We start from the raw sequence: 18,277 nt of genomic DNA, 5'->3' as shown, positions 1-18,277 counted from the left end.
GGCCGGCCGCCGCGAACAGGGATCAACGGTCAGCGCGGGCCGGTCGGCTCCGGCACGCCGAACGCACGCTCGGCCGTCGTGGTCACCCACATCGGAAGCTGCGCGACCGCGATGGCAGGGGAGGCGGGGTGGTCCGGGCTGACCGACCCCTTCGGGAAGAACGCCACCCGGCACCGTCGGCACAGCCACGACGCCTGCCAGACCTGGTGGCGCCGCTCCTGGACCGCGTGCCTCGCCCTGGTAGCGTCCTCGGCCGCCCGGACCCGGCGCCGCCGCGTCGCCACCTGCACGACCAGCCCGATCAGCGCCAAGGGCACGGAGAGGATCAGCGGGCCGACGAGGTAGCCCAGACGGTAGGAAGCGTCGGCGACCTCCGGGTCCGGGACGCCCTTGGCCACGTTCATCAGCCACAGGACGGTGATCACGCCCGCCACCGTGTGGAGCACGACGGCGGGTGTGCTGCGTGCGACCGCCACCGGTGCCGCCGGCGGCGGCGGCAGGAGCAGGCCGCGCTCCGGCTCCCCGAGCGGGTGGGCGACATCGGTCAAGGTGTGCGGCACGCTCACGGTCTGGTCGGACTCGGCGCATCGGGGGCATGCAGCGTTCATCGGCCGGTACTGCTCCCGGTTCTGGGGGTGCACTCGCAGGGTGTGCGCGGACGGCGTGACAGCGCATTAGAACACAAGTGCCAGAAGCTCGGTCGCATGATGTCGGCAAGCGGACCAGCTCGGAGCCGAGGCCGAAGGCGGCGGTTCGGGTGGGGCGGCCCGGTCGGCCGGGAGCAGGGCGGGAGGCCACCACCTGGTGGCCGGGCGCATGGGCCGGCGCCCTGTCCGTCGCGTCCGCCCCCGGGGCAGGGCTCGACGTTGCGACTGGGGCGCGCTCGTGCAATCGGGGCAGCGGGCGCTGCGCCCGCTGCCCCACCCTGCTGTCGCACCCTTCCCGGCGACGTCCCCCCAGCTCCAGGACCACCGGCCGGCCCCACCGCGCGGCCCCACCGCCGACCACCGGCCGCCAGGGCTGGCCACGGTGCAAACGGGGCGGGGGGGGGTGTCGCGCCCAGGTGGGTGGACCGGTCAGCAGCCGCCCGTGGGTGAGCAGGAGTCCTGCGGAGCGGCGCCGAGGGTGATGAGCTGCGGCGCGGCGGGCGTCGAGCAGCAGCCACCGGTGTCCGTCTGCCCGGTGTCGGCCGGGGCGGTGCCCGGCTGGTCGAACAGGCCGGCGCCGCCGCACACGCCGGTCTCCGGCAGGGTCAGTTCGACGCGGGCGGCGGCCGCGTGGTCGCCGGCCAGGGCGGCGGCGACGGAGCGGACCTGCTCGTAGCCTGTCATGGCCAGGAACGTGGGCGCGCGGCCGTAGGACTTCATGCCGACCAGGTAGACGTCGCTCTCGGGGTGGGAGAGTTCGGCCGCGCCGTGCGGGTAGACGGTGCCGCAGGAGTGCTGGTTGGGGTCGACCAGCGGCGCGAGCGCCAGGGGAGCCTGGAGGCGTTCGTCGAGGCCGAGGCGGACCTCGGAGAGGAACGACAGGTCCGGGCGCAGGCCGGTCAGGACGACGACCTCGTCCAGCGGATCGCTGCGCCGCCCGTCCTCCGAGAGCAGGACCAGCCGGCCGTCGGCCTCTTCGACGCCGGCGGTGCGGAACCCGGTGAGGGCGCTCGCGTGACCTGCCTCGACGGCCGCCTTGGCGCGGAGGCCGAGCGCACCGCGGGCGGGGAGCTGGTCGGCGTCGCCGCCGCCGTAGGTCGAGCCGCCGAGGCCGCGCCGGAGCACCCAGACCGCGTGCGTGCCGGGCTCCTCCTTCGCCAGGTCGGCGAGGGATGCGAGGGCGGTGAACGCGGAGGCGCCGGTGCCGACGACGGCGGTGCGCCTGCCCGCGTACCGGGCACGGACGGCAGCGTCCTTCAGGTCGGGGACGCGGTAGGAGATCCGGGCGCCGTGGGTGCGTTCGCCGAGGGCGGGCAGGCCGTCGGCGCCGAGCGGGTTGGGGGTGGACCAGGTGCCGGAGGCGTCGACGACGGCGCGGGCGGTGATGCGCTCCTCGCTCCCGTCGGCCGCGGTGAGGTGGACGGTGAACGGCTGCTCGGCGCGCCCGGAATCGACGATCCGGTCGCGTCCGGCGCGCGCGACGCCGGTGACCCGGGCGCCGTAGCGGACGCGACCGCCGAGGACGTCGGCGAGCGGCTGCAGGTAGAGCTCGGCCCAGTCGGCGCCGGACGGGTAGGAGGCGCCGTCGGGGCGGACCCAGCCGGTGGGGGCGAGGAGCTTCTCGGCGGCCGGGTCGACGACCTCGGCCCAGGGCGAGAAAAGCCGGACGTGGGCCCACTCGCGCACCGCCGTGCCGGCGCCGGGCCCGGCCTCCAGGACGAGGGGCTCGATGTTCCGCCCGATCAGGTGGGCGGCGGCGGCCAGGCCGACCGGGCCGGCGCCGATCACGACGACGGGCAGCTGATCGGTGGGGGTGTTCTCGCTCATGTCAGGGTCTCCGGGAGGATGCGGCGGTGCGGGGGGCGGGGGACGGGTCAGCAGCAGCCGGCACCGGCTGCGACGGCCTCACGCCTGGCGGCCGGGTCGCAGCAGGCCTCGGAGCCGGCGTGCTCGGCGGTCCCGCAACAGGGGGCCGCGGCTGCGGTCACCTGCACGGCCGGGCGTTCGGTGGCGACCGGGCCGCAGCAGCCGGTGGAGCGGGTGGCGGTGTCCGGGGTGGCGTGCTCGCTCATGACGATCTCCTCGGCGAGGGGCAGGTACGGCTCGGCGGACCGGGAAAGCCGTCGGCCGCCTTGCTGATTCGACGTTTGTCGATGCACCTCCGAGCTTGCCGGTGGCTTCGATGGATGTCAACATAGACGTATGTCGAATCTGAAGTTGGTGGAGCTGCCGGTGGTCGAGCCCGAGGCCGTGCCCTGCTGCCCGCCCGTCACCTCGGCAGCCCTGTCCGAGGCGGATTCGGTGAGGATGGCCGCGATGTTCAAGGCGCTCGCGGACCCCGTGCGCCTGCGGCTGTTCTCCCGGGTCGCCTCCCACGAGGGCGGTGAGGCGTGCGTGTGCGACATCCAGGACGTCGGCGTCTCCCAGCCCACCGTCTCCCATCACCTCAAGAAGCTCCGCGAGGCCGGCCTGCTCACCAGCGAGCGGCGCGGCACCTGGGTCTACTACCGGGTCGCCCCCGAGGCGCTCGCCGCCATGGCCGGCCTGCTGTCGGCCGCTCGCTGACGGCCCGCCCCGGTCGGCGGGGCTTTTGCCGTGGCCTTTCATCGACTATCGTCGATTGTCGATGAATGAGATGCGTCCCATCCCCCTGATCGACGCGGAAGCCGCCGGGCGGTACGCGGCGTGGTTCAGGGCGCTGGCCGACCCGACCCGTGTCCGGCTGCTCCACCTGCTGGCCGTCGAGGGCCGCCCGATGGCCGTCGGTGAGATCGTCGAGCGGGCGAGCGTCGGCCAGTCCACCGTCTCGCACCACCTGAAGATCCTCGCCGAGGTGCGCTTCGTCCAGGCCGAGCGCCAGGGCACCTCCACCCGGTACGAGGTCAACCGGACCTGCCTGGCGGTCTTCCCGGCCGCGGTGCGGACGATTCTCGGCGAGGACTCCGCCGGGCAGGGGGCCGACCGTGGCCGCTGACTTCACCGTCGCCCCGATGGCCGCCGCCCATGCCACCCAGGTCCTGACGATCTACCAGGCCGGGATCGACGAAGGTGACGCCACCTTCGAGACCGCGGCTCCGACCTGGGAGGCCTTCGACGCCGGCAAGCTCCCGGCCCACCGCCACGTCGCCCTTGAGCCGGGAGGCCGGGTGCTCGGCTGGGTCGCCGCGAGCCGGGTCTCCGACCGCTGCGCCTACGCCGGTGTGGTCGAGCATTCCGTCTACGTCCACCCCGAGGCCCGTGGGCGCGGCGTCGCCCGTGCCCTGCTGGACGCCCTGATCCACTCCACGCAGGCAGCCGGCGTCTGGACGATCCAGTCCGGGATCTTCCCCGAGAACACCGCCAGCCTCGCCCTGCACCGGCGGGCGGGCTTCCGCGTCGTCGGCACCCGCGAGCGGATCGGCCGGCAGCACGGCGTCTGGCGCGACGTCGTGCTGGTCGAACGCCGAAGCCCGGTCGTCGAGTGAGCGGGAGACGATGAGCTGCCGCTGCCGCTGCCGCTGCCGCTGCCGCTGCCGCTGCCGCTGCCGTCGTGCCGGTACCGCGCCCGCATGGTCGGCCGGGGCCGGGAGTGCTCGGGAGCGGCGTCGAGGATCGTGAACCAGAGCCCGGAGCCGCAGGTGGAAGCCGGCTGGGCCTGCCGGCCGGCGGCGAGGGCCCGGGTGCGCCGGGCCTCGCTCACTTCGAACCGGCCGTGGCCGAGGTGCGGCGGCGGTGGTCGAAGACCAGTGCCACCAGGGCCAGGCCCACGACGCCGCCGACCAACTGCAGGCCGACGAAGCCCGGTACGGAGCCCGGGGCGATGCCCGCGAAGGTGTCGGTGAAGGCGCGCCCGATGGTGACGGCCGGGTTGGCGAAGGAGGTGGACGACGTGAACCAGTACGCGGCGCCGATGTAGGAGGCGACCGCGACCGGCGCGAACCGCAGGTGGTCGGTCCTCGCGAGTCCGAAGATCAGCAGAACCAGGCCCGCCGTGGCGACGACCTCGCCGAGCAGCAGGTGCCCGGCGGACCGCTCGTGCGTGGACCACTGCACCAGCGCCTTGCCGAACATCGCGTCGGCCAGGACCGCCCCGGCGATCGCGCCGACGATCTGCGCGGGGATGTAGGCGGCGACCTCGCGCGGGCCGAGGCCCTCGGGGTCCTTGCGGCCGGTCCACCACTCGGCCAGTGTGACGACCGGGTTGAAGTGCGCGCCGGAGACGGGGCCGAGCAGCAGGATCAGCACACCGAGGCCGAAGACGGTGGCCAGCGAGTTGGCGAGCAGTTGCAGGCCGACGTCCTTGCTGAGCTCGGTGGCCTGGATGCCGGAGCCGACCACGACGGCGACCAGCGCGGCGGTGCCGACCAGCTCGGCCGCGACGCGGTTGGCGAGCGGGACGGCGTGCCGGCGCCCCCGGCCGGAGGCCGGGGGAGGCTCGACCCTGGACGGGTCCGCGATGTCGGGTCCGGCCTCTATGGCGCTCAACGGGTACTCCTCGGACGGGGCGGGCTGGCCGCCGGGCGGGGGTGGGTGGTTCAGCAGGACCGCTTGCGACGGTTCGCGGCGGCCTCACGGGCGGTGGCGGCCAGCCCGGCGAACTCCGCCGTCACGGCCTCAAGGGCGTCGGGGCGCAGCGAGTAGTAGGTGAATCGACCGCAGGGCTCGGTGTCGACCAGTCCGGCGTCCCGGAGGATCCTGAGGTGGTTCGACAGGTTCGTCTGCCGGGCGCCGGTCTCCTCGACGAGGTGGGTCGTGCACAGCGCCTCCTCGGCGAGCAGCGTGAGGATCCGGATCCTCAGCGGGTCGGCCAGGGCCTTCAACACGTCACTGTCGACTGACATCACCATGGGCTGATACGTTAGCGGCCGCCGGGGGAAATCCCAAGCCGCACGGCCCCGCCCGGGCCGCAGACGCCTCGCACCCCGCCGCGGGTCTCGACGAAGGAACAGCCATGCCCACCACCGCCTCCGCGTCCGTGCTGTTCGTCTGCATCCACAACGCGGGCCGCTCCCAGATGGCGGCCGGCTTCCTGCGCCACCTCGCGGGCGACCGCATCGAGGTCCGCTCCGCCGGCTCCGTGCCCGGAGACCGGATCAACCCGTCGGCGGTCGCCGCGATGGCCGAGCTCGGCATCGACATCTCCGACCGGAAGCCCAAGGTGCTGACCACCGAAGCCGTCCAGGCCTCCGACTACGTCATCACCATGGGCTGCGGCGACGCCTGCCCGTACTTCCCCGGCAAGAAGTACCTGGACTGGAAGCTCGACGACCCGGCCGGCCAGGGTGTCGAGGCGGTCCGCCCCATCCGCGACGAGATCAAGCGCCTCGTCGAGGGCCTGATCGCCGAGATCGACGCCGGGCCGCAGCAGGGCTGAACGCCCAGGAGCGAGCACACCGAAGAGCGCCTTCGCGGCCGGCCGTACGGGTCACGCCCGGGCGGCCGGCCCGGTGGGGGGCCGCGGTGATACCTGCCGGGGCGTCGGCGGGCACCAGGCGCTGGACGGGCCGGACGTGGGCGAGTACGCCGGGGGTGGAGCGGCGGTTGGCGCCCGGCGCCGCGAAGCCGCCGTCACGGCTGTACCTGGCGAAGGCCACGGGCACGGTCGGCAGCGACACCGGTGGGTGTCCGCCTGCCGGCCGGTCCGGTCCTCGACGCCGCCTTCGGCCCGTGGTGCGCGGCAGCCGCTGTTGGGGTGACGGTGAGTGCGCCGGCCGGCGTCCTGCGGGGGTGGGGCGGCCGGCTCGCATAGCCTGGCGAGGCCGCTCGCCTGGCGGCCGGGGGCGTGTGGCGGCCGACGGGAGTGCAGGGTGGTGACCTCAGCTTCGGATGCTCGCGGTTCCTCGCCGTCGGCGCGGCAGCGGTTGCGGGCGTGGCTGCTGGAGGGCGCGGCGGACCGGGTCAAGCAGCACCCGGGCCCACACGCCGAAGCTCCCGCGGAGCACCGGCAGCGTTGGTGGCGGGTGATGTGCCTGACCGGTCTGGACTACTTCTCCACCCTGGGCTACCAACCCGGCATCGCGGCGCTGGCAGCCGGACTGCTGTCGCCGGTGGCGACCGTCGTGCTGGTGATCGTCACCCTGTGCGGGGCGCTGCCGGTGTACCGGAGGGTGGCCCAGGAGAGCCCGCACGGGCAGGGCTCGATCGCCATGCTGGAGCGACTGCTGTCGTTCTGGCAGGGCAAGCTGTTCGTCCTGGCGCTGCTCGGCTTCGCCGCGACCGACTTCGTGATCACCATCACCCTGTCCGCCGCCGACGCCACCGCGCACCTGGTGGAGAACCCGCACCTCACCGGCGCACTGCACGGCCGCCAGGTGCTGATCACGATGATCCTGGTGGCCCTGCTCGGGGCGGTGTTCCTCAAGGGCTTCAGCGAGGCGATCGGCGTCGCCGTGGTGCTGGTGGCGGTCTACCTCGCACTGAACGTGGTGGTGGTCGCGGTCGGGCTGTGGCACGTGCTGTCGGATCCCGACCTGGTCACGGACTGGACGCACGCGCTGACCGTCGAGCACGGCAACGTGGTGGCCATGGTCGGGGTGGCCGTGCTGGTCTTCCCGAAGCTGGCCCTGGGCCTGTCCGGGTTCGAGACCGGGGTCGCGGTGATGCCGCACATCGAGGGCGAGGAGGGCGACACCGAGGAGAAGCCGGTCGGGCGGATCCGCGGCACCCGAAAGCTCCTCACCACCGCCGCCGTGATCATGAGCGTGTTCCTGATCACCACCAGCTTCATCACGACCCTGCTGATCCCGCCCGCCGCCTTCGAGCCGGGCGGCGGGGCCAACGGCCGCGCCCTGGCCTACCTGGCCCACGAATACCTCGGCGGCGCCTTCGGCAGCGTCTACGACGTCTCCACCATCGCCATCCTCTGGTTCGCAGGGGCCTCCGCGATGGCCGGCCTGCTCAACCTGATGCCCCGCTACCTGCCGCGCTACGGCATGGCGCCGCACTGGGCGCGGGCCGTGCGGCCGATGGTGCTGGTGCTCACCGGGGTCGCCTTCCTGATCACCTGGATCTTCGACGCCAGCGTCGACGAGCAGGGCGGCGCCTACGCCACCGGTGTCCTGGTCCTGATCACCTCGGCCGCCATCGCCGTGACCATCGCCGCGCACCAGGCCGGCCAGCGCGGCTGGACCGTCGGCTTCGCGATCATCGCGGCGGTCTTCGTCTACACCACCGGCGACAACATTGCCGAGCGGCCCGACGGCGTGAAGATCGGGGCCTGCTTCATCGCCGCGATCGTGCTGGTCTCCCTCGCCTCCCGGCTGGCCCGTGCCTTCGAACTGCGGGTCACGGACGTCGTCCTCGACCAGGTCGCCGAGCGCTTCGTGCGGGACTGCTCGAACCGGACCATCCGGCTGATCGCCAACGAGCCCGACAACCGGGACCTCGCCGAGTACCGGGAGAAGCTCCAGCAGATCCGGACGGACAACGACATCCCGGTCGAGGACGACCTGGTGTTCGTGGAGGTCACCGTCCGGGACCCGTCGGACTTCGAGGCGGAGCTGACCGTCCGCGGCGAGGTGCTGCACGGGCGCTACCGCGTCCTGACCCTGGAGCACTCCAGCATCCCGAACGCGCTCGCCGCGCTGCTGCTGCACGTGCGGGACGCCACCGGGCAGCAGCCGCACATCTACTTCGAGTGGACCGAGGGCAACCCGTTCGCGCAGTTCCTGCGGTTCTTCCTGTTCGGACAGGGCGAGGTCGCCCCGGTCACCCGCGAAGTCCTGCGGGAGGCCGAGCCGGACCGCGCCCGCCGCCCCCGGGTCCACGTCGGCTGACCACCGCTCAGGTCCCGCCCGGCCGGTGCGGACCCGCCGGGTCGCGGTCCTCCCCAGCGGCGCGGACGGGGAGACCACGACCACCTGGCGGCGTGCGTGGGCGCGGCGGTTTCCGGCGACCGAGCCGTGCAGCGCCCGCTGGACCCTGCCGTGGTGGGCGCTGCCGATCACCGGCGGGCCGCCGGGACGACTCGCGACGGCCACCACGGCGCGACCGGGCGGTCGGCGGTCGTCGCCGGGGCTGCGGGGCGGGGAATCGGGCGCGGCGTGCCCGGGGCGCGGGAGGTTCGCGCCGTCCCGGGGCTCCGACCTCCCCCGTCAGGGACGCGTTCGGATCGCCACCGCGGCCGTCAGGAAGTCGTCAGGGAGCCTCCTCCCCTCATGCCGGCGGGCTTGGCTGGAGGCAGTCGAGTGAACGAGGAACGGAAATGACGGACCTGTACGGGGTCGGCCGCGACGAGCCGCGGCCCGGGCGGATCGTGGTCGGTGTGAGCGGATCGCTCGGCAGCCTGGCAGCGCTGCACCGGGCTGTCGCCGAGGGCCGCGCCACCGGCGCCGAGGTACTGGCCGTGCTCGCCTGGATCCCGCCGGGCGGTGAGCACGGCTACCGGCTCGCGCCCTGCCCGCCCCTCCTGGCGACCTGGCAGGAGGACGCGGCGGCCCGCCTGCGCGAGGCCCTCGACGAGGCGTTCGGCGGTGCGCCGACGGGGGTGCGGTTCTCCGCCCGGGTCATCCGCGGCGACAGCGGCCCGGCCTTGGTGCACACCGCGGACCGCGCGGCCGACCTGCTGGTGGTCGGGGCCGGCGGTGGCAGCCGGCTGCGCCGGGGACTTCGGCCATCCGTGACGGCGCACTGCGTCAGGCGCGCGGCCTGTCCGGTGCTCGCCGTGCCGAGGCCCACGCTCCACCGCGAGCTGGCGGCGTTCCACCGGCGCCACCTCCGGCACCTGCCGACCGCACCGGCTCCGAGCCACTGAAAGGGGCGCACGCCATGATGCTGTACCGCGCCCGCCCCGGCCGGCGCACCTTCCGGCCGGTGGTGGGCCGTCTCCCGGCGGGCATGTCGGGCACGGTCGCCTTCGGGGCCTTCGCCGCCCTCGTCGCCGCACTGGCCGTGGTCGGCGAGCTGCACGCCACCTGGTTCGCCCTGGGCGCCTTCGCCGCCCTCTGCGCCCTCCTGGGGGCGGTCTCACGCCCGGTGGCGGCCCCGCTCGTCGCCGGGACCGGCTGGCTGTTCTTCAACGGTTTCGTGGTCCACCGTCACGCCACCCTGGAGTGGGGCGGCGCGGGTGTCGAGGGCGCTCGCCTCGGGCTGTTCACCGCCGCAGCCCTGGTGCTGTCGCTGCCCGCCGCGCTGCCCCGGCGCAAGGTCCGCGTGCGGTTGCTCCCTGCACCGGACCATCCGCGGAGCGCCGGCGACTGACCGGGCGTCAAGGCCCCGTCAGAGATCCCTTCGGCACCGTCAGGGTCCCGTATGGACCGCCGGCCGCGATCCGGTGCACCGGCCAGGATCGGACCACATCCCGATCGACGGAGGTCCCACCCATGTTCGGTACCACCAAGGGGCGGCAACCCGCGCCGGCCCTGGACGCCGGCGAGGCCGAGCCCCCTGACACCGGCGCTGCGGGCGAGGGCCGGGACAAGCTCAGCGCCCTGGGGGGCCTCGCCGCACTGTCGCTGGACGCGATGGCCTCGGTGGCCTACGGGCCCGAGTCGATCGTGCTGGTGCTCGCCGCGGCCGGCGGCCACGGGCTCGGCTTCACCCTGCCGGTCACCGTCTCGATCGCCGTGCTGCTGGCCGTCCTGGTCGCCTCGTACCGGCAGGTCATCGCGGCCTTCCCGGACGGCGGCGGGTCCTACGCCGTCGCCAAGGCCCACCTGGGCAGACGGACGGCCCTGACGGCCGCCGCCTCCCTGGTGATCGACTACATCCTGAACGTCGCGGTGTCCGTCACGGCCGGGGTCGCCGCCCTGACCTCCGCCTTCCCCGGCCTGTACGAGCAGCGGGTCTGGCTCTGCCTGGCGGTTCTCGCCGTGGTCACCGCCGTCAATCTGCGGGGGATCGCGGAGTCCGCGCGCTGGTTCATGGCACCGACGGCCGTCTTCGTCCTCTCGATCATGGCGATCATCGTCGTCGGCCTGTTCCGGGACGCGCCCGCCTCCACCGGGGCCGCCGCCGGTCATGCCTCGGCGCCGGCCGGCAACGCCACCGCGGTCGGCGTGCTGCTGCTGCTCAAGGCGTTCGCCGCCGGTTGCTCGGCGCTGACCGGCGTGGAGGCCGTCGCGAACGCCGTCCCGTCCTTCCGGACGCCGCGCGTGAAGCGCGCCCGGCACACCGAGGTCGCGCTCGGCGGCCTGCTCGGCGTGATGCTGATCGGCCTGGCCGTCCTGATCGGCCGCTTCCACCTCCGGCCGGTGGAGGGGGTCACCGTCCTCGCTCAACTGGCGGACGCCTCTCTCGGCCACGGGTTCGGCTTCTACCTGGTGCAGTTCGCCACCGTGGTCCTGCTCGGGCTGGCGGCCAACACCTCCTTCGGCGGCCTGCCCGTCCTGCTGCGCCTGCTGGCCCGGGACAATCACCTGCCGCACGTCTTCGCGCTGCGCGCCGACCGCCAGGTGCACCGCCACGGCGTGCTCTTCCTCTCGATCGTGTCCGCCGCGCTGCTGGTCGCCTCCGGCGGGGACGTCAACAGCCTGGTCCCGCTCTTCGCGATCGGTGTCTTCGTCGGCTTCACGATCTGCCAGGTGGGCATGGTCAGGCACTGGAACCGGGAGCGTGGCCCGCGCTGGCAGGGCAAGGCGCTGCTCAACGGCTTCGGCGCCCTGCTCACCGGGGTCGCGACGATCGTCGTCACCGGCACCAAGTTCACCGAGGGCGCCTGGGGCATCTGCCTCGCGCTGCCCCTGCTCGTCCTGCTCCTCGAACTGATCCACCGCACCTATGCCCGGATCGGCGCCCGGCTGGAGCTGGGCCGGGTACCGGGCGCGGTCGAGCGGCAGCGTTCCCTGGTCGTCGTACCCGTCACCGCGATCACCCGCCTGACCCGGGACGCACTGAGCGCCGCGGTCTCGCTCGGCGACGAGGTGCTCGCCGTCACGGTCGTGCACACCGCGCCCGACGCCGAGGACCAGCAGGCCGCCGAGGCGCTGCGCCGCGACTGGGAGCTGTGGCGGCCGGGCGTCGCCCTGGTGGAGGTGGCCGACGCGCACCGCCGGCTCGGGCCGCCGATCGCCGCCTTCGTCAACGAACTCGCCGCCGAGCACGCCTACGACCGGGTCACCGTGCTGATCCCCGAGGTCGAGCCCGTCCAGCTGTGGCAGCGCGCGCTGCAGAACCGGCGCGGCGCCGTGATCGACCGGGCGCTGCGGCGGCACACCGACGCGGTGGTGTGCCGGCTGCGGATGAGGATGTAGACGGACCGATCCGACCGATGGGCTGAAATGGCTTGTATGTCCGATATGGCAGGCATATCTTGACGATCTCTTAACGGCACCCTCAACGCCCCCGGGCAGCCCGCCCCCTCGGCCGTGCCGGACTTCTCTGACCTGCGGAAACGGTCAGCTCGGAGAGGTCCTCGAAGGTTCGGCGGGCCGAATTCGGGCCCATTGCCCCAACGTCGCAGCCGCATACGCTCGCCCGTGTGTTCAATCTGCCCCAGGCGCTGAAGCGCCTTGTCATCGGCAGGGCCATGCGCAGCGAGGAACTGGGCGAGACCCTGCTCCCGAAGCGACTGGCGCTGCCGATCTTCGCGTCCGACCCGCTCTCCTCGGTGGCCTACGCCACCCAGGAGATCCTGCTGGTGCTCACCGTCGGCGGCACCGCCTTCCTGTACCTGACCCCGTGGGTCGCCGCGGGTGTGGTGGCGCTGATGGTGGTCGTGGTGGCCTCCTACCGTCAGGTCGTCCACGCCTACCCGAGCGGTGGCGGCTCGTACGAGGTGGTGTCACGCAACCTCGGGGCCAATTCCGGGCTCGTGGTGGCGGCCTCGCTGCTGGTCGACTACGTGATGACCGTCGCGGTGTCGGTGGCCTCGGGGGTGGACAACATCATTTCGGCGCTGCCGAGCCTCGCGGACCACCGCGTCCTGCTCGCCGTCGGCTTCGTGGCCCTGCTGACGGCGATGAACCTGCGAGGTGTCCGGGAGTCCGGCAACGCGTTCGCCGCGCCGACGTACCTGTTCATCGGGGCCATGCTGCTGATGATCGCCACCGGCCTGGTCCGGGTGGTGTTCGGGGACGCGCCGGTCGCCGAGAGCGCGGCGTTCGGGGTCGAGCCGGAGCACGGCAAGGACGCCCTGGCCGGTCTCGGCCTGCTGCTGCTCGGCCTGCGGGCCTTCGCCTCCGGCTGTACGGCGCTGACCGGCGTGGAGGCGATATCCAACGGCGTGCCCGCCTTCCGGGCGCCCAAGTCGCGCAACGCCGCGACCACCATGGCCGTCATGGGCATCACCGCGGTGGTGATGTTCGTCGGCGTCACCGCGCTCGCCCTGATCGCCAAGGTGCACTACGTCGACGACGCCTGTCAGCTCACCGGCATCGCGGGGGACTGCTCGGCCTACACCCAGCAGACCGTGATCGCCCAGCTGGCGGCCTCCGTCTTCGGTGGCAGCGACAGCCTCCTCTTCTACCTGATCCAGGCGGCGACCGCGCTGGTGCTGATCCTGGCGGCGAACACCGCCTTCAACGGGTTCCCGCTGCTGGCCTCGATCCTGGCCGAGCACCGCTACCTGCCCCGGCAGATGCACACCCGCGGCGACCGGCTGGCCTTCTCCAACGGCATCATCGCCCTCGCGGTGGTGGCCGGCGGCCTGCTCTGGCTCTACAAGGCGGACGTCACCAGCCTGATCCACCTCTACATCCTCGGCGTCTTCACCTCCTTCACGCTGTCCCAGATCGGTATGGTCCGGCACTGGAACCGGGCGCTGGCCACCGAGACCGACGCCCAGGTGCGCGGCGCCGCGCAGCGCTCGCGGATCATCAACGGCCTGGGCGCGGTCACCACCGCGCTGGTGCTGGTGATCGTGCTGCTGACCAAGTTCACCCAGGGCGCCTGGCTGGCGGTGGTGGCCGCGGTCGTGCTCTGGCTGATGATGCGCGGCATCCGCCGGCACTACGACACCGTCGCCGAGGAACTGGCCGTCGAGGACCCGCAGGCCGAGTCGGCCCGGCCGTCCCGGGTGCACGGCATCGTGCTGGTCTCCAAGCTGCACAAGCCCACCCTGCGGGCGATCGGCTACGCCGAGGCGTTCCGTCCGGACACCCTGGAGGCCGTCACGGTCGCGGTCGAGCAGGACTCCACCGACGAGCTGCGGGCTCAGTGGGACGAGTCCGGCATCCAAGTACCCCTGAAGGTGCTGGACTCGCCGTACCGCGAGATCACCAAGCCGGTCGTCGGGTACGTCCGCGGCGTCCGGCAGGGCAACCCGCGTGACGCCGTCGCCGTGTTCATCCCGGAGTACGTGGTCGGCCACTGGTGGGAGCACCTGCTGCACAACCAGTCCGCGCTCTGGCTGAAGAGCCGCCTGCTGTTCACGGCGGGTGTGATGGTGATCAGCGTGCCCTGGCAGCTCTCCTCGGCCCCCAGGGCCGACCGCCCGGCCCGCCGCGCCCCGGGTGCGGTCCGCCGTGGCGAGCCGGTCAGGACGAAGGCCGTCCCGGAGTCCGAGAAGGTCTGACGCTCCTCGATCACGGGCCCCGGGCAGCTCCTCCGCTGCCCGGGGCCCGACCATTTCCGGGCATCTCAGGTCTCCGGTGTGTGACGCCGGCATCAAGGACTCGTCAATGTCGCGGGGGTGCCCGTATGGAGCTCGTCAGGACGGCGCCCGGCGGCCTGACCGGCTGCTTCGCTGCTCTTGCCGGCCTGCCGCCGGCGCCGTCGCCGGCCTTCGGACCGGTACGGCCAGGCCCCTGAACCCTTGGGTGGAGCCCATGTCCGATCTCATCTTCGTCGGTGTCACGGTCGCCGTGTTCGCCGTCATCGCCCTGATCGCGCGAGGGGTGGAGAAGCTGTGAGCGCCGAGAACATCGCAGGTCTCCTCGTCGCCGCCGCGCTCGTCGGCTACCTCGTCCTGGCGTTGATCCACCCGGAGAAGTTCTGATCATGAGCTCCACACTCGCGGGCTGGCTGCAAGCTCTCGCCCTCGTCGGCGCGCTGGCCCTGTGCTACCGCCCCCTCGGCGACCACATCGCCGGACTCCTCACCACCGCCAAGCACCTCAAGGCCGAGCGCGGCATCTACCGCCTCATAGGCGTCGACGGTGACGCCGACCAGCGCTGGCCGGTCTACCTCCGCTCGGTCCTGGCCTTCTCGGCCGTCTCGATCCTCTTCCTCTACGGCCTGATCCGCCTCCAGACCTTCCTGCTGCTGAACCTCGGCGTCCCGCAGATGCCCGGCCACCAGGCCTGGAACACCGCGATCTCCTTCGTCACCAACACCAACTGGCAGTCCTACAGCGGCGAGTCCGCGATGGGCCACCTGGTGCAGATGGCCGGCCTGGCGGTGCAGAACTTCGTCTCCGCCGCCGTCGGCATCGCCGTCGTGGCGGCCCTGATCCGGGGCTTCACCCGCAACCGCACCGACCGGGTCGGCAACTTCTGGGTCGACCTGACCCGGATCGTGCTGCGCCTGCTGCTGCCGCTGGCGATCGTCTTCGCCCTGGTCCTGGTGGCGAACGGCGTGGTGCAGAACTTCCACGGCTTCCACGAGGTGGCGACGCTCGCCGGCGACCCGCAGTCGATCCCGGGCGGCCCGGTGGCCTCCCAGGAGGTCATCAAGGAGCTGGGCACCAACGGCGGCGGCTTCTACAACGCCAACTCCGCGCACCCGTTCGAGAACCCGACCGGCTTCACCAACGTGCTGGAGATCTTCCTGCTGCTGGTGATCCCGTTCGCGCTGCCCCGGGCCTTCGGCCGGATGGTCGGCGACAACCGCCAGGGCTACGCGATCGTCGCCGTGATGGGCCTGTTCTGGGTCGCCTCCGCGGCGCTGATCACCTTCGCCGAGGCGCAGCACGGCGGCACCGCCCTGAACGCGGCGGGCGCGGCGACGGAGGGCAAGGAGCAGCGGTTCGGCATCGCGGCCTCCGGCCTCTTCGCGGCCTCGACGACGCTGACCTCCACCGGCGCGGTGAACTCCTTCCACGACTCGTTCACACCGTTCGGCGGTGGCCTGACGATCTTCAACATGATGCTCGGCGAGATCGCGCCCGGCGGTACCGGCTCCGGCCTGTACGGGATGCTGATCCTGGCGATCGTCGCGGTCTTCGTGGCCGGTCTGATGGTCGGCCGCACCCCCGAGTACCTCGGCAAGAAGCTCGGCGGCCGCGAGATGAAGTTCGCGTCCCTCTACATCCTCACCACCCCGAGCATCGTGCTGATCGGCGCGGGCATCGCGACGGCGCTGCCCGGCGAGCGGGCCGGGATGCTGAACTCCGGTCCGCACGGCTTCTCCGAGGTGCTGTACGCCTTCACCTCGGCCGCCAACAACAACGGGTCGGCGTTCGCCGGCATCACCGTCAGCACTGACTGGTACGACACCGCACTGGGCCTCGCCATGGTGTTCGGCCGCTTCCTGCCGATGGTGTTCGTGCTGGCGCTGGCCGGCTCGCTCGCCCGGCAGCAGCCGGTTCCCGCCACCCCGGGCACCCTGCCCACCCACAAGCCGCTGTTCGTGGGCCTGCTGTCGGGCGTCGTCCTGATCGTCGTCGGCCTCACCTACTTCCCGGCCCTGGCTCTCGGGCCGATCGCGGAAGGTCTGCACTGATGTCGTCCACTCTCACCCCAGCACCGGCTGACACGACCGGGGCCCAGGCGCCCCACAGAGTCGCCAGCGGTCTCCTCGACCCGAAACTGCTCGTCGCCGCACTCCCCGACGCGGTGAAGAAGCTCGACCCGCGCGTCATGTACAAGAACCCGGTCATGTTCGTGGTCGAGGTCGGCTCGGTGGTCACCACCGTCTCCGCCGTCGCCGAGCCGAGCGTGTTCGCCTGGGCGATCACCGTGTGGCTCTGGCTGACCACGATCTTCGCCAACCTGGCCGAGGCCGTGGCCGAGGGCCGCGGCAAGGCCCAGGCGGAGACGCTGCGCCGGGCGAAGACCGAGGCGACGGCCCGCCGGCTCGTCGACTGGCCCGCCTCGCAGGCCGAGGAGGAGGTGGCGGGAACGGCCCTGCGGCTCGGTGACCACGTGGTGGTCGAGGCCGGGCAGACCGTCCCCGGCGACGGCGACGTCGTCGAGGGTGTCGCCTCGGTGGACGAGTCGGCGATCACCGGCGAGTCCGCCCCCGTGATCCGCGAGTCGGGCGGCGACCGCTCGGCCGTGACCGGCGGCACCAAGGTGCTGTCCGACCGGATCGTGGTGAAGATCGCCGCCGAGCCCGGCAAGTCCTTCATCGACCGGATGATCGCCCTGGTCGAGGGCGCCGCCCGGCAGAAGACGCCGAACGAGATCGCGCTCAACATCCTGCTGGCCTCGCTCACGATCGTGTTCCTGATCGCGGTCGTGACCCTGCAGCCGATGGCGACCTACGCCGGCGCCCCGCAGCCCATGGTCGTCCTGGTCGCCCTCATCGTGGCGCTCATCCCCACCACCATCGGCGCGCTGCTCTCCGCGATCGGCATCGCCGGCATGGACCGGCTGGTGCAGCGCAACGTCCTCGCGATGTCCGGTCGCGCCGTCGAGGCCGCCGGGGACGTCAACACCCTGCTGCTCGACAAGACCGGCACCATCACCCTCGGCAACCGGCAGGCCGCCGAGTTCCGGCCGGCCGCCGGGGTCACCGTCGAGGAGCTGGCGGACGCCGCGCAGCTGTCCAGCCTCGCGGACGAGACGCCCGAGGGACGCTCGGTCGTGGTGCTCGCCAAGACCGGGTACGGCCTGCGGGCCCGTGCCCAGGGTGAGTTGGAGCACGCCACCTGGGTGCCGTTCACCGCGCAGACCCGGATGTCGGGTGTCGACCTGGACGAGGGCGGGGTGGTGCAGTCGGTGCGCAAGGGCGCGGCCGGCTCGGTCACCAACTGGGTCACCGGGCAGGGCGGCACCGTCGGGAGCGACGTCGCGGAGCTGGTCGACGGGATCTCCGCCGCCGGCGGCACGCCGCTGCTGGTGGCATCGCGGACGGGGAACGGCACGCCGCGTGCCCTGGGCGTCATCCACCTCAAGGACGTCGTCAAGGAGGGCATGAAGGAGCGCTTCGACGAGCTCCGCCGGATGGGCATCCGCACCGTCATGATCACGGGCGACAACCCGCTGACCGCCAAGGCGATCGCGGACGAGGCCGGCGTGGACGACTTCCTCGCCGAGGCCACCCCCGAGGACAAGATGGCCCTGATCAAGAAGGAGCAGGAGGGCGGCAAGCTGGTCGCGATGACCGGCGACGGCACCAACGACGCCCCGGCCCTCGCCCAGGCCGACGTCGGCGTGGCGATGAACACCGGCACCATGGCGGCCAAGGAGGCCGGCAACATGGTGGACCTGGACTCCAATCCCACCAAACTGATCGAGATCGTCGAGATCGGCAAGCAACTCCTCATCACCCGAGGGGCGTTGACGACCTTCTCGATCGCCAACGACGTCGCGAAGTACTTCGCGATCATCCCGGCGATGTTCGCCGGCGTGTACCCGGGCCTGCGGCACCTGAACATCATGGGCCTGCACAGCCCCACGTCCGCCATCACCTCGGCGATCGTCTTCAACGCCCTGGTCATCATCGGCCTGATCCCGCTCGCCCTGCGCGGCGTCAAGTACCGCCCGTCCGACGCCGGATCCCTCCTGCGCCGCAACCTCGGGATCTACGGCCTCGGCGGACTCGTGGTGCCGTTCGTCGGCATCAAAGCCATCGACCTCATTGTCCAGTTCGTCCCCGGCCTGAGCTGAAAC

Annotated in this window: 17 protein-coding genes; 12 read left to right on the top strand and 5 right to left on the bottom strand. The window is 72.6% G+C overall.

Annotated elements, in window-relative coordinates; genetic code table 11:
- Positions 1-29: 29 nt before the first annotated feature.
- The 3 genes from J2S46_RS06085 to J2S46_RS06075 all read right to left on the bottom strand — a co-directional run bounded on the left by J2S46_RS06085 (position 30) and on the right by J2S46_RS06075 (position 2,719).
- Positions 30-560 carry a hypothetical protein gene (locus tag J2S46_RS06085; protein WP_191294292.1) on the bottom strand — a complete coding sequence of 177 codons (531 nt, stop codon included), beginning with the start codon at positions 558-560 and terminating at the stop codon, positions 30-32.
- Between the two features lie 516 nt (positions 561-1,076).
- The gene (locus J2S46_RS06080) at positions 1,077-2,474 is read right to left on the bottom strand and encodes an NAD(P)-binding domain-containing protein (protein WP_191294293.1); all 1,398 of its coding nucleotides are present in this window, start codon (positions 2,472-2,474) and stop codon (positions 1,077-1,079) included.
- Positions 2,475-2,521: 47 nt separating this feature from the next.
- The gene (locus tag J2S46_RS06075) at positions 2,522-2,719 is read right to left on the bottom strand and encodes a hypothetical protein (protein WP_191294294.1); all 198 of its coding nucleotides are present in this window, start codon (positions 2,717-2,719) and stop codon (positions 2,522-2,524) included.
- 130 nt (positions 2,720-2,849) lie between these two features.
- Here J2S46_RS06075 and J2S46_RS06070 point away from each other — a divergent pair, with 130 nt between their 5' ends.
- The 3 genes from J2S46_RS06070 to J2S46_RS06060 all read left to right on the top strand — a co-directional run bounded on the left by J2S46_RS06070 (position 2,850) and on the right by J2S46_RS06060 (position 4,111).
- The gene (locus J2S46_RS06070; RefSeq protein WP_191294295.1) at positions 2,850-3,212 is read left to right on the top strand and encodes an ArsR/SmtB family transcription factor; all 363 of its coding nucleotides are present in this window, start codon (positions 2,850-2,852) and stop codon (positions 3,210-3,212) included.
- 70 nt (positions 3,213-3,282) lie between these two features.
- Complete coding sequence (locus tag J2S46_RS06065) at positions 3,283-3,621, top strand: ArsR/SmtB family transcription factor (protein ID WP_229913362.1); 339 nt, start codon at positions 3,283-3,285, stop codon at positions 3,619-3,621.
- 16 nt (positions 3,622-3,637) lie between these two features.
- Positions 3,638-4,111 carry a GNAT family N-acetyltransferase gene (locus J2S46_RS06060; RefSeq protein WP_191294304.1) on the top strand — a complete coding sequence of 158 codons (474 nt, stop codon included), beginning with the start codon at positions 3,638-3,640 and terminating at the stop codon, positions 4,109-4,111.
- Between the two features lie 211 nt (positions 4,112-4,322).
- Here J2S46_RS06060 and J2S46_RS06055 read toward each other — a convergent pair whose 3' ends face one another.
- Together J2S46_RS06055 and J2S46_RS06050 are read right to left on the bottom strand one after the other, a co-directional pair.
- A complete protein-coding gene (locus J2S46_RS06055) occupies positions 4,323-5,111 on the bottom strand; it encodes an aquaporin (protein ID WP_229913363.1) in 789 nt (262 codons plus the stop codon).
- Positions 5,112-5,161: 50 nt separating this feature from the next.
- On the bottom strand, positions 5,162-5,473 hold the full coding sequence (locus tag J2S46_RS06050) for an ArsR/SmtB family transcription factor (protein ID WP_191294297.1): 312 nt from the start codon (positions 5,471-5,473) through the stop codon (positions 5,162-5,164).
- 104 nt (positions 5,474-5,577) lie between these two features.
- Here J2S46_RS06050 and J2S46_RS06045 point away from each other — a divergent pair, with 104 nt between their 5' ends.
- From J2S46_RS06045 to kdpB, 9 genes are all read left to right on the top strand, one after another.
- Entirely contained in the window at positions 5,578-6,000 is a 423-nt protein-coding gene (locus J2S46_RS06045) for an arsenate reductase ArsC (protein ID WP_191294298.1), read from the top strand.
- A gap of 589 nt (positions 6,001-6,589) precedes the next feature.
- Positions 6,590-8,401, top strand: a complete 1,812-nt coding sequence (locus J2S46_RS06040; RefSeq protein WP_229913364.1) for an APC family permease — start codon at positions 6,590-6,592, stop codon at positions 8,399-8,401.
- Between the two features lie 428 nt (positions 8,402-8,829).
- Complete coding sequence (locus J2S46_RS06035; protein WP_191294300.1) at positions 8,830-9,378, top strand: universal stress protein; 549 nt, start codon at positions 8,830-8,832, stop codon at positions 9,376-9,378.
- Positions 9,379-9,392: 14 nt separating this feature from the next.
- The gene (locus tag J2S46_RS06030; RefSeq protein WP_191294301.1) at positions 9,393-9,824 is read left to right on the top strand and encodes a hypothetical protein; all 432 of its coding nucleotides are present in this window, start codon (positions 9,393-9,395) and stop codon (positions 9,822-9,824) included.
- Positions 9,825-9,946: 122 nt separating this feature from the next.
- The gene (locus J2S46_RS06025) at positions 9,947-11,815 is read left to right on the top strand and encodes an APC family permease (RefSeq protein WP_191294302.1); all 1,869 of its coding nucleotides are present in this window, start codon (positions 9,947-9,949) and stop codon (positions 11,813-11,815) included.
- 275 nt (positions 11,816-12,090) lie between these two features.
- Positions 12,091-14,076: an APC family permease gene (locus tag J2S46_RS06020; protein WP_307352728.1), complete on the top strand. Its 1,986-nt coding sequence runs from the start codon at positions 12,091-12,093 to the stop codon at positions 14,074-14,076.
- 333 nt (positions 14,077-14,409) lie between these two features.
- Positions 14,410-14,499 (top strand): K(+)-transporting ATPase subunit F, encoded by a 90-nt coding sequence (gene kdpF / locus J2S46_RS06015; protein ID WP_191294550.1) that lies wholly within the window; start codon positions 14,410-14,412, stop codon positions 14,497-14,499.
- Between the two features lie 2 nt (positions 14,500-14,501).
- Entirely contained in the window at positions 14,502-16,163 is a 1,662-nt protein-coding gene (kdpA, locus tag J2S46_RS06010) for a potassium-transporting ATPase subunit KdpA (RefSeq protein ID WP_191294549.1), read from the top strand.
- Entirely contained in the window at positions 16,163-18,274 is a 2,112-nt protein-coding gene (kdpB, locus tag J2S46_RS06005; protein WP_191294548.1) for a potassium-transporting ATPase subunit KdpB, read from the top strand. The genes kdpA and kdpB overlap by 1 nt, the downstream gene beginning before the upstream one ends.
- Positions 18,275-18,277 lie beyond the last annotated feature (3 nt).

The organism is Kitasatospora herbaricolor (genome assembly GCF_030813695.1).
Lineage (GTDB): Bacteria > Actinomycetota > Actinomycetes > Streptomycetales > Streptomycetaceae > Kitasatospora > Kitasatospora herbaricolor.
The sequence above is the reverse complement of the archived record's forward strand: the minus strand, read 5'-3'. Positions and strand labels throughout refer to the sequence as shown.

Coding starts and splice junctions, on each gene's coding strand:
- J2S46_RS06080 (WP_191294293.1), bottom strand. CDS start 2,474: ATGAGCGAGAACACCCCCACCGATCAGCTGCCCGTCGTCGTGATCGGC.
- J2S46_RS06075 (WP_191294294.1), bottom strand. CDS start 2,719: ATGAGCGAGCACGCCACCCCGGACACCGCCACCCGCTCCACCGGCTGC.
- J2S46_RS06070 (WP_191294295.1), top strand. CDS start 2,850: ATGTCGAATCTGAAGTTGGTGGAGCTGCCGGTGGTCGAGCCCGAGGCC.
- J2S46_RS06065 (WP_229913362.1), top strand. CDS start 3,283: ATGCGTCCCATCCCCCTGATCGACGCGGAAGCCGCCGGGCGGTACGCG.
- J2S46_RS06060 (WP_191294304.1), top strand. CDS start 3,638: ATGGCCGCCGCCCATGCCACCCAGGTCCTGACGATCTACCAGGCCGGG.
- J2S46_RS06050 (WP_191294297.1), bottom strand. CDS start 5,473: ATGGTGATGTCAGTCGACAGTGACGTGTTGAAGGCCCTGGCCGACCCG.
- J2S46_RS06045 (WP_191294298.1), top strand. CDS start 5,578: ATGCCCACCACCGCCTCCGCGTCCGTGCTGTTCGTCTGCATCCACAAC.
- J2S46_RS06040 (WP_229913364.1), top strand. CDS start 6,590: ATGTGCCTGACCGGTCTGGACTACTTCTCCACCCTGGGCTACCAACCC.
- J2S46_RS06035 (WP_191294300.1), top strand. CDS start 8,830: ATGACGGACCTGTACGGGGTCGGCCGCGACGAGCCGCGGCCCGGGCGG.
- J2S46_RS06030 (WP_191294301.1), top strand. CDS start 9,393: ATGATGCTGTACCGCGCCCGCCCCGGCCGGCGCACCTTCCGGCCGGTG.
- J2S46_RS06025 (WP_191294302.1), top strand. CDS start 9,947: ATGTTCGGTACCACCAAGGGGCGGCAACCCGCGCCGGCCCTGGACGCC.
- J2S46_RS06020 (WP_307352728.1), top strand. CDS start 12,091: ATGCGCAGCGAGGAACTGGGCGAGACCCTGCTCCCGAAGCGACTGGCG.
- kdpA (WP_191294549.1), top strand. CDS start 14,502: ATGAGCTCCACACTCGCGGGCTGGCTGCAAGCTCTCGCCCTCGTCGGC.
- kdpB (WP_191294548.1), top strand. CDS start 16,163: ATGTCGTCCACTCTCACCCCAGCACCGGCTGACACGACCGGGGCCCAG.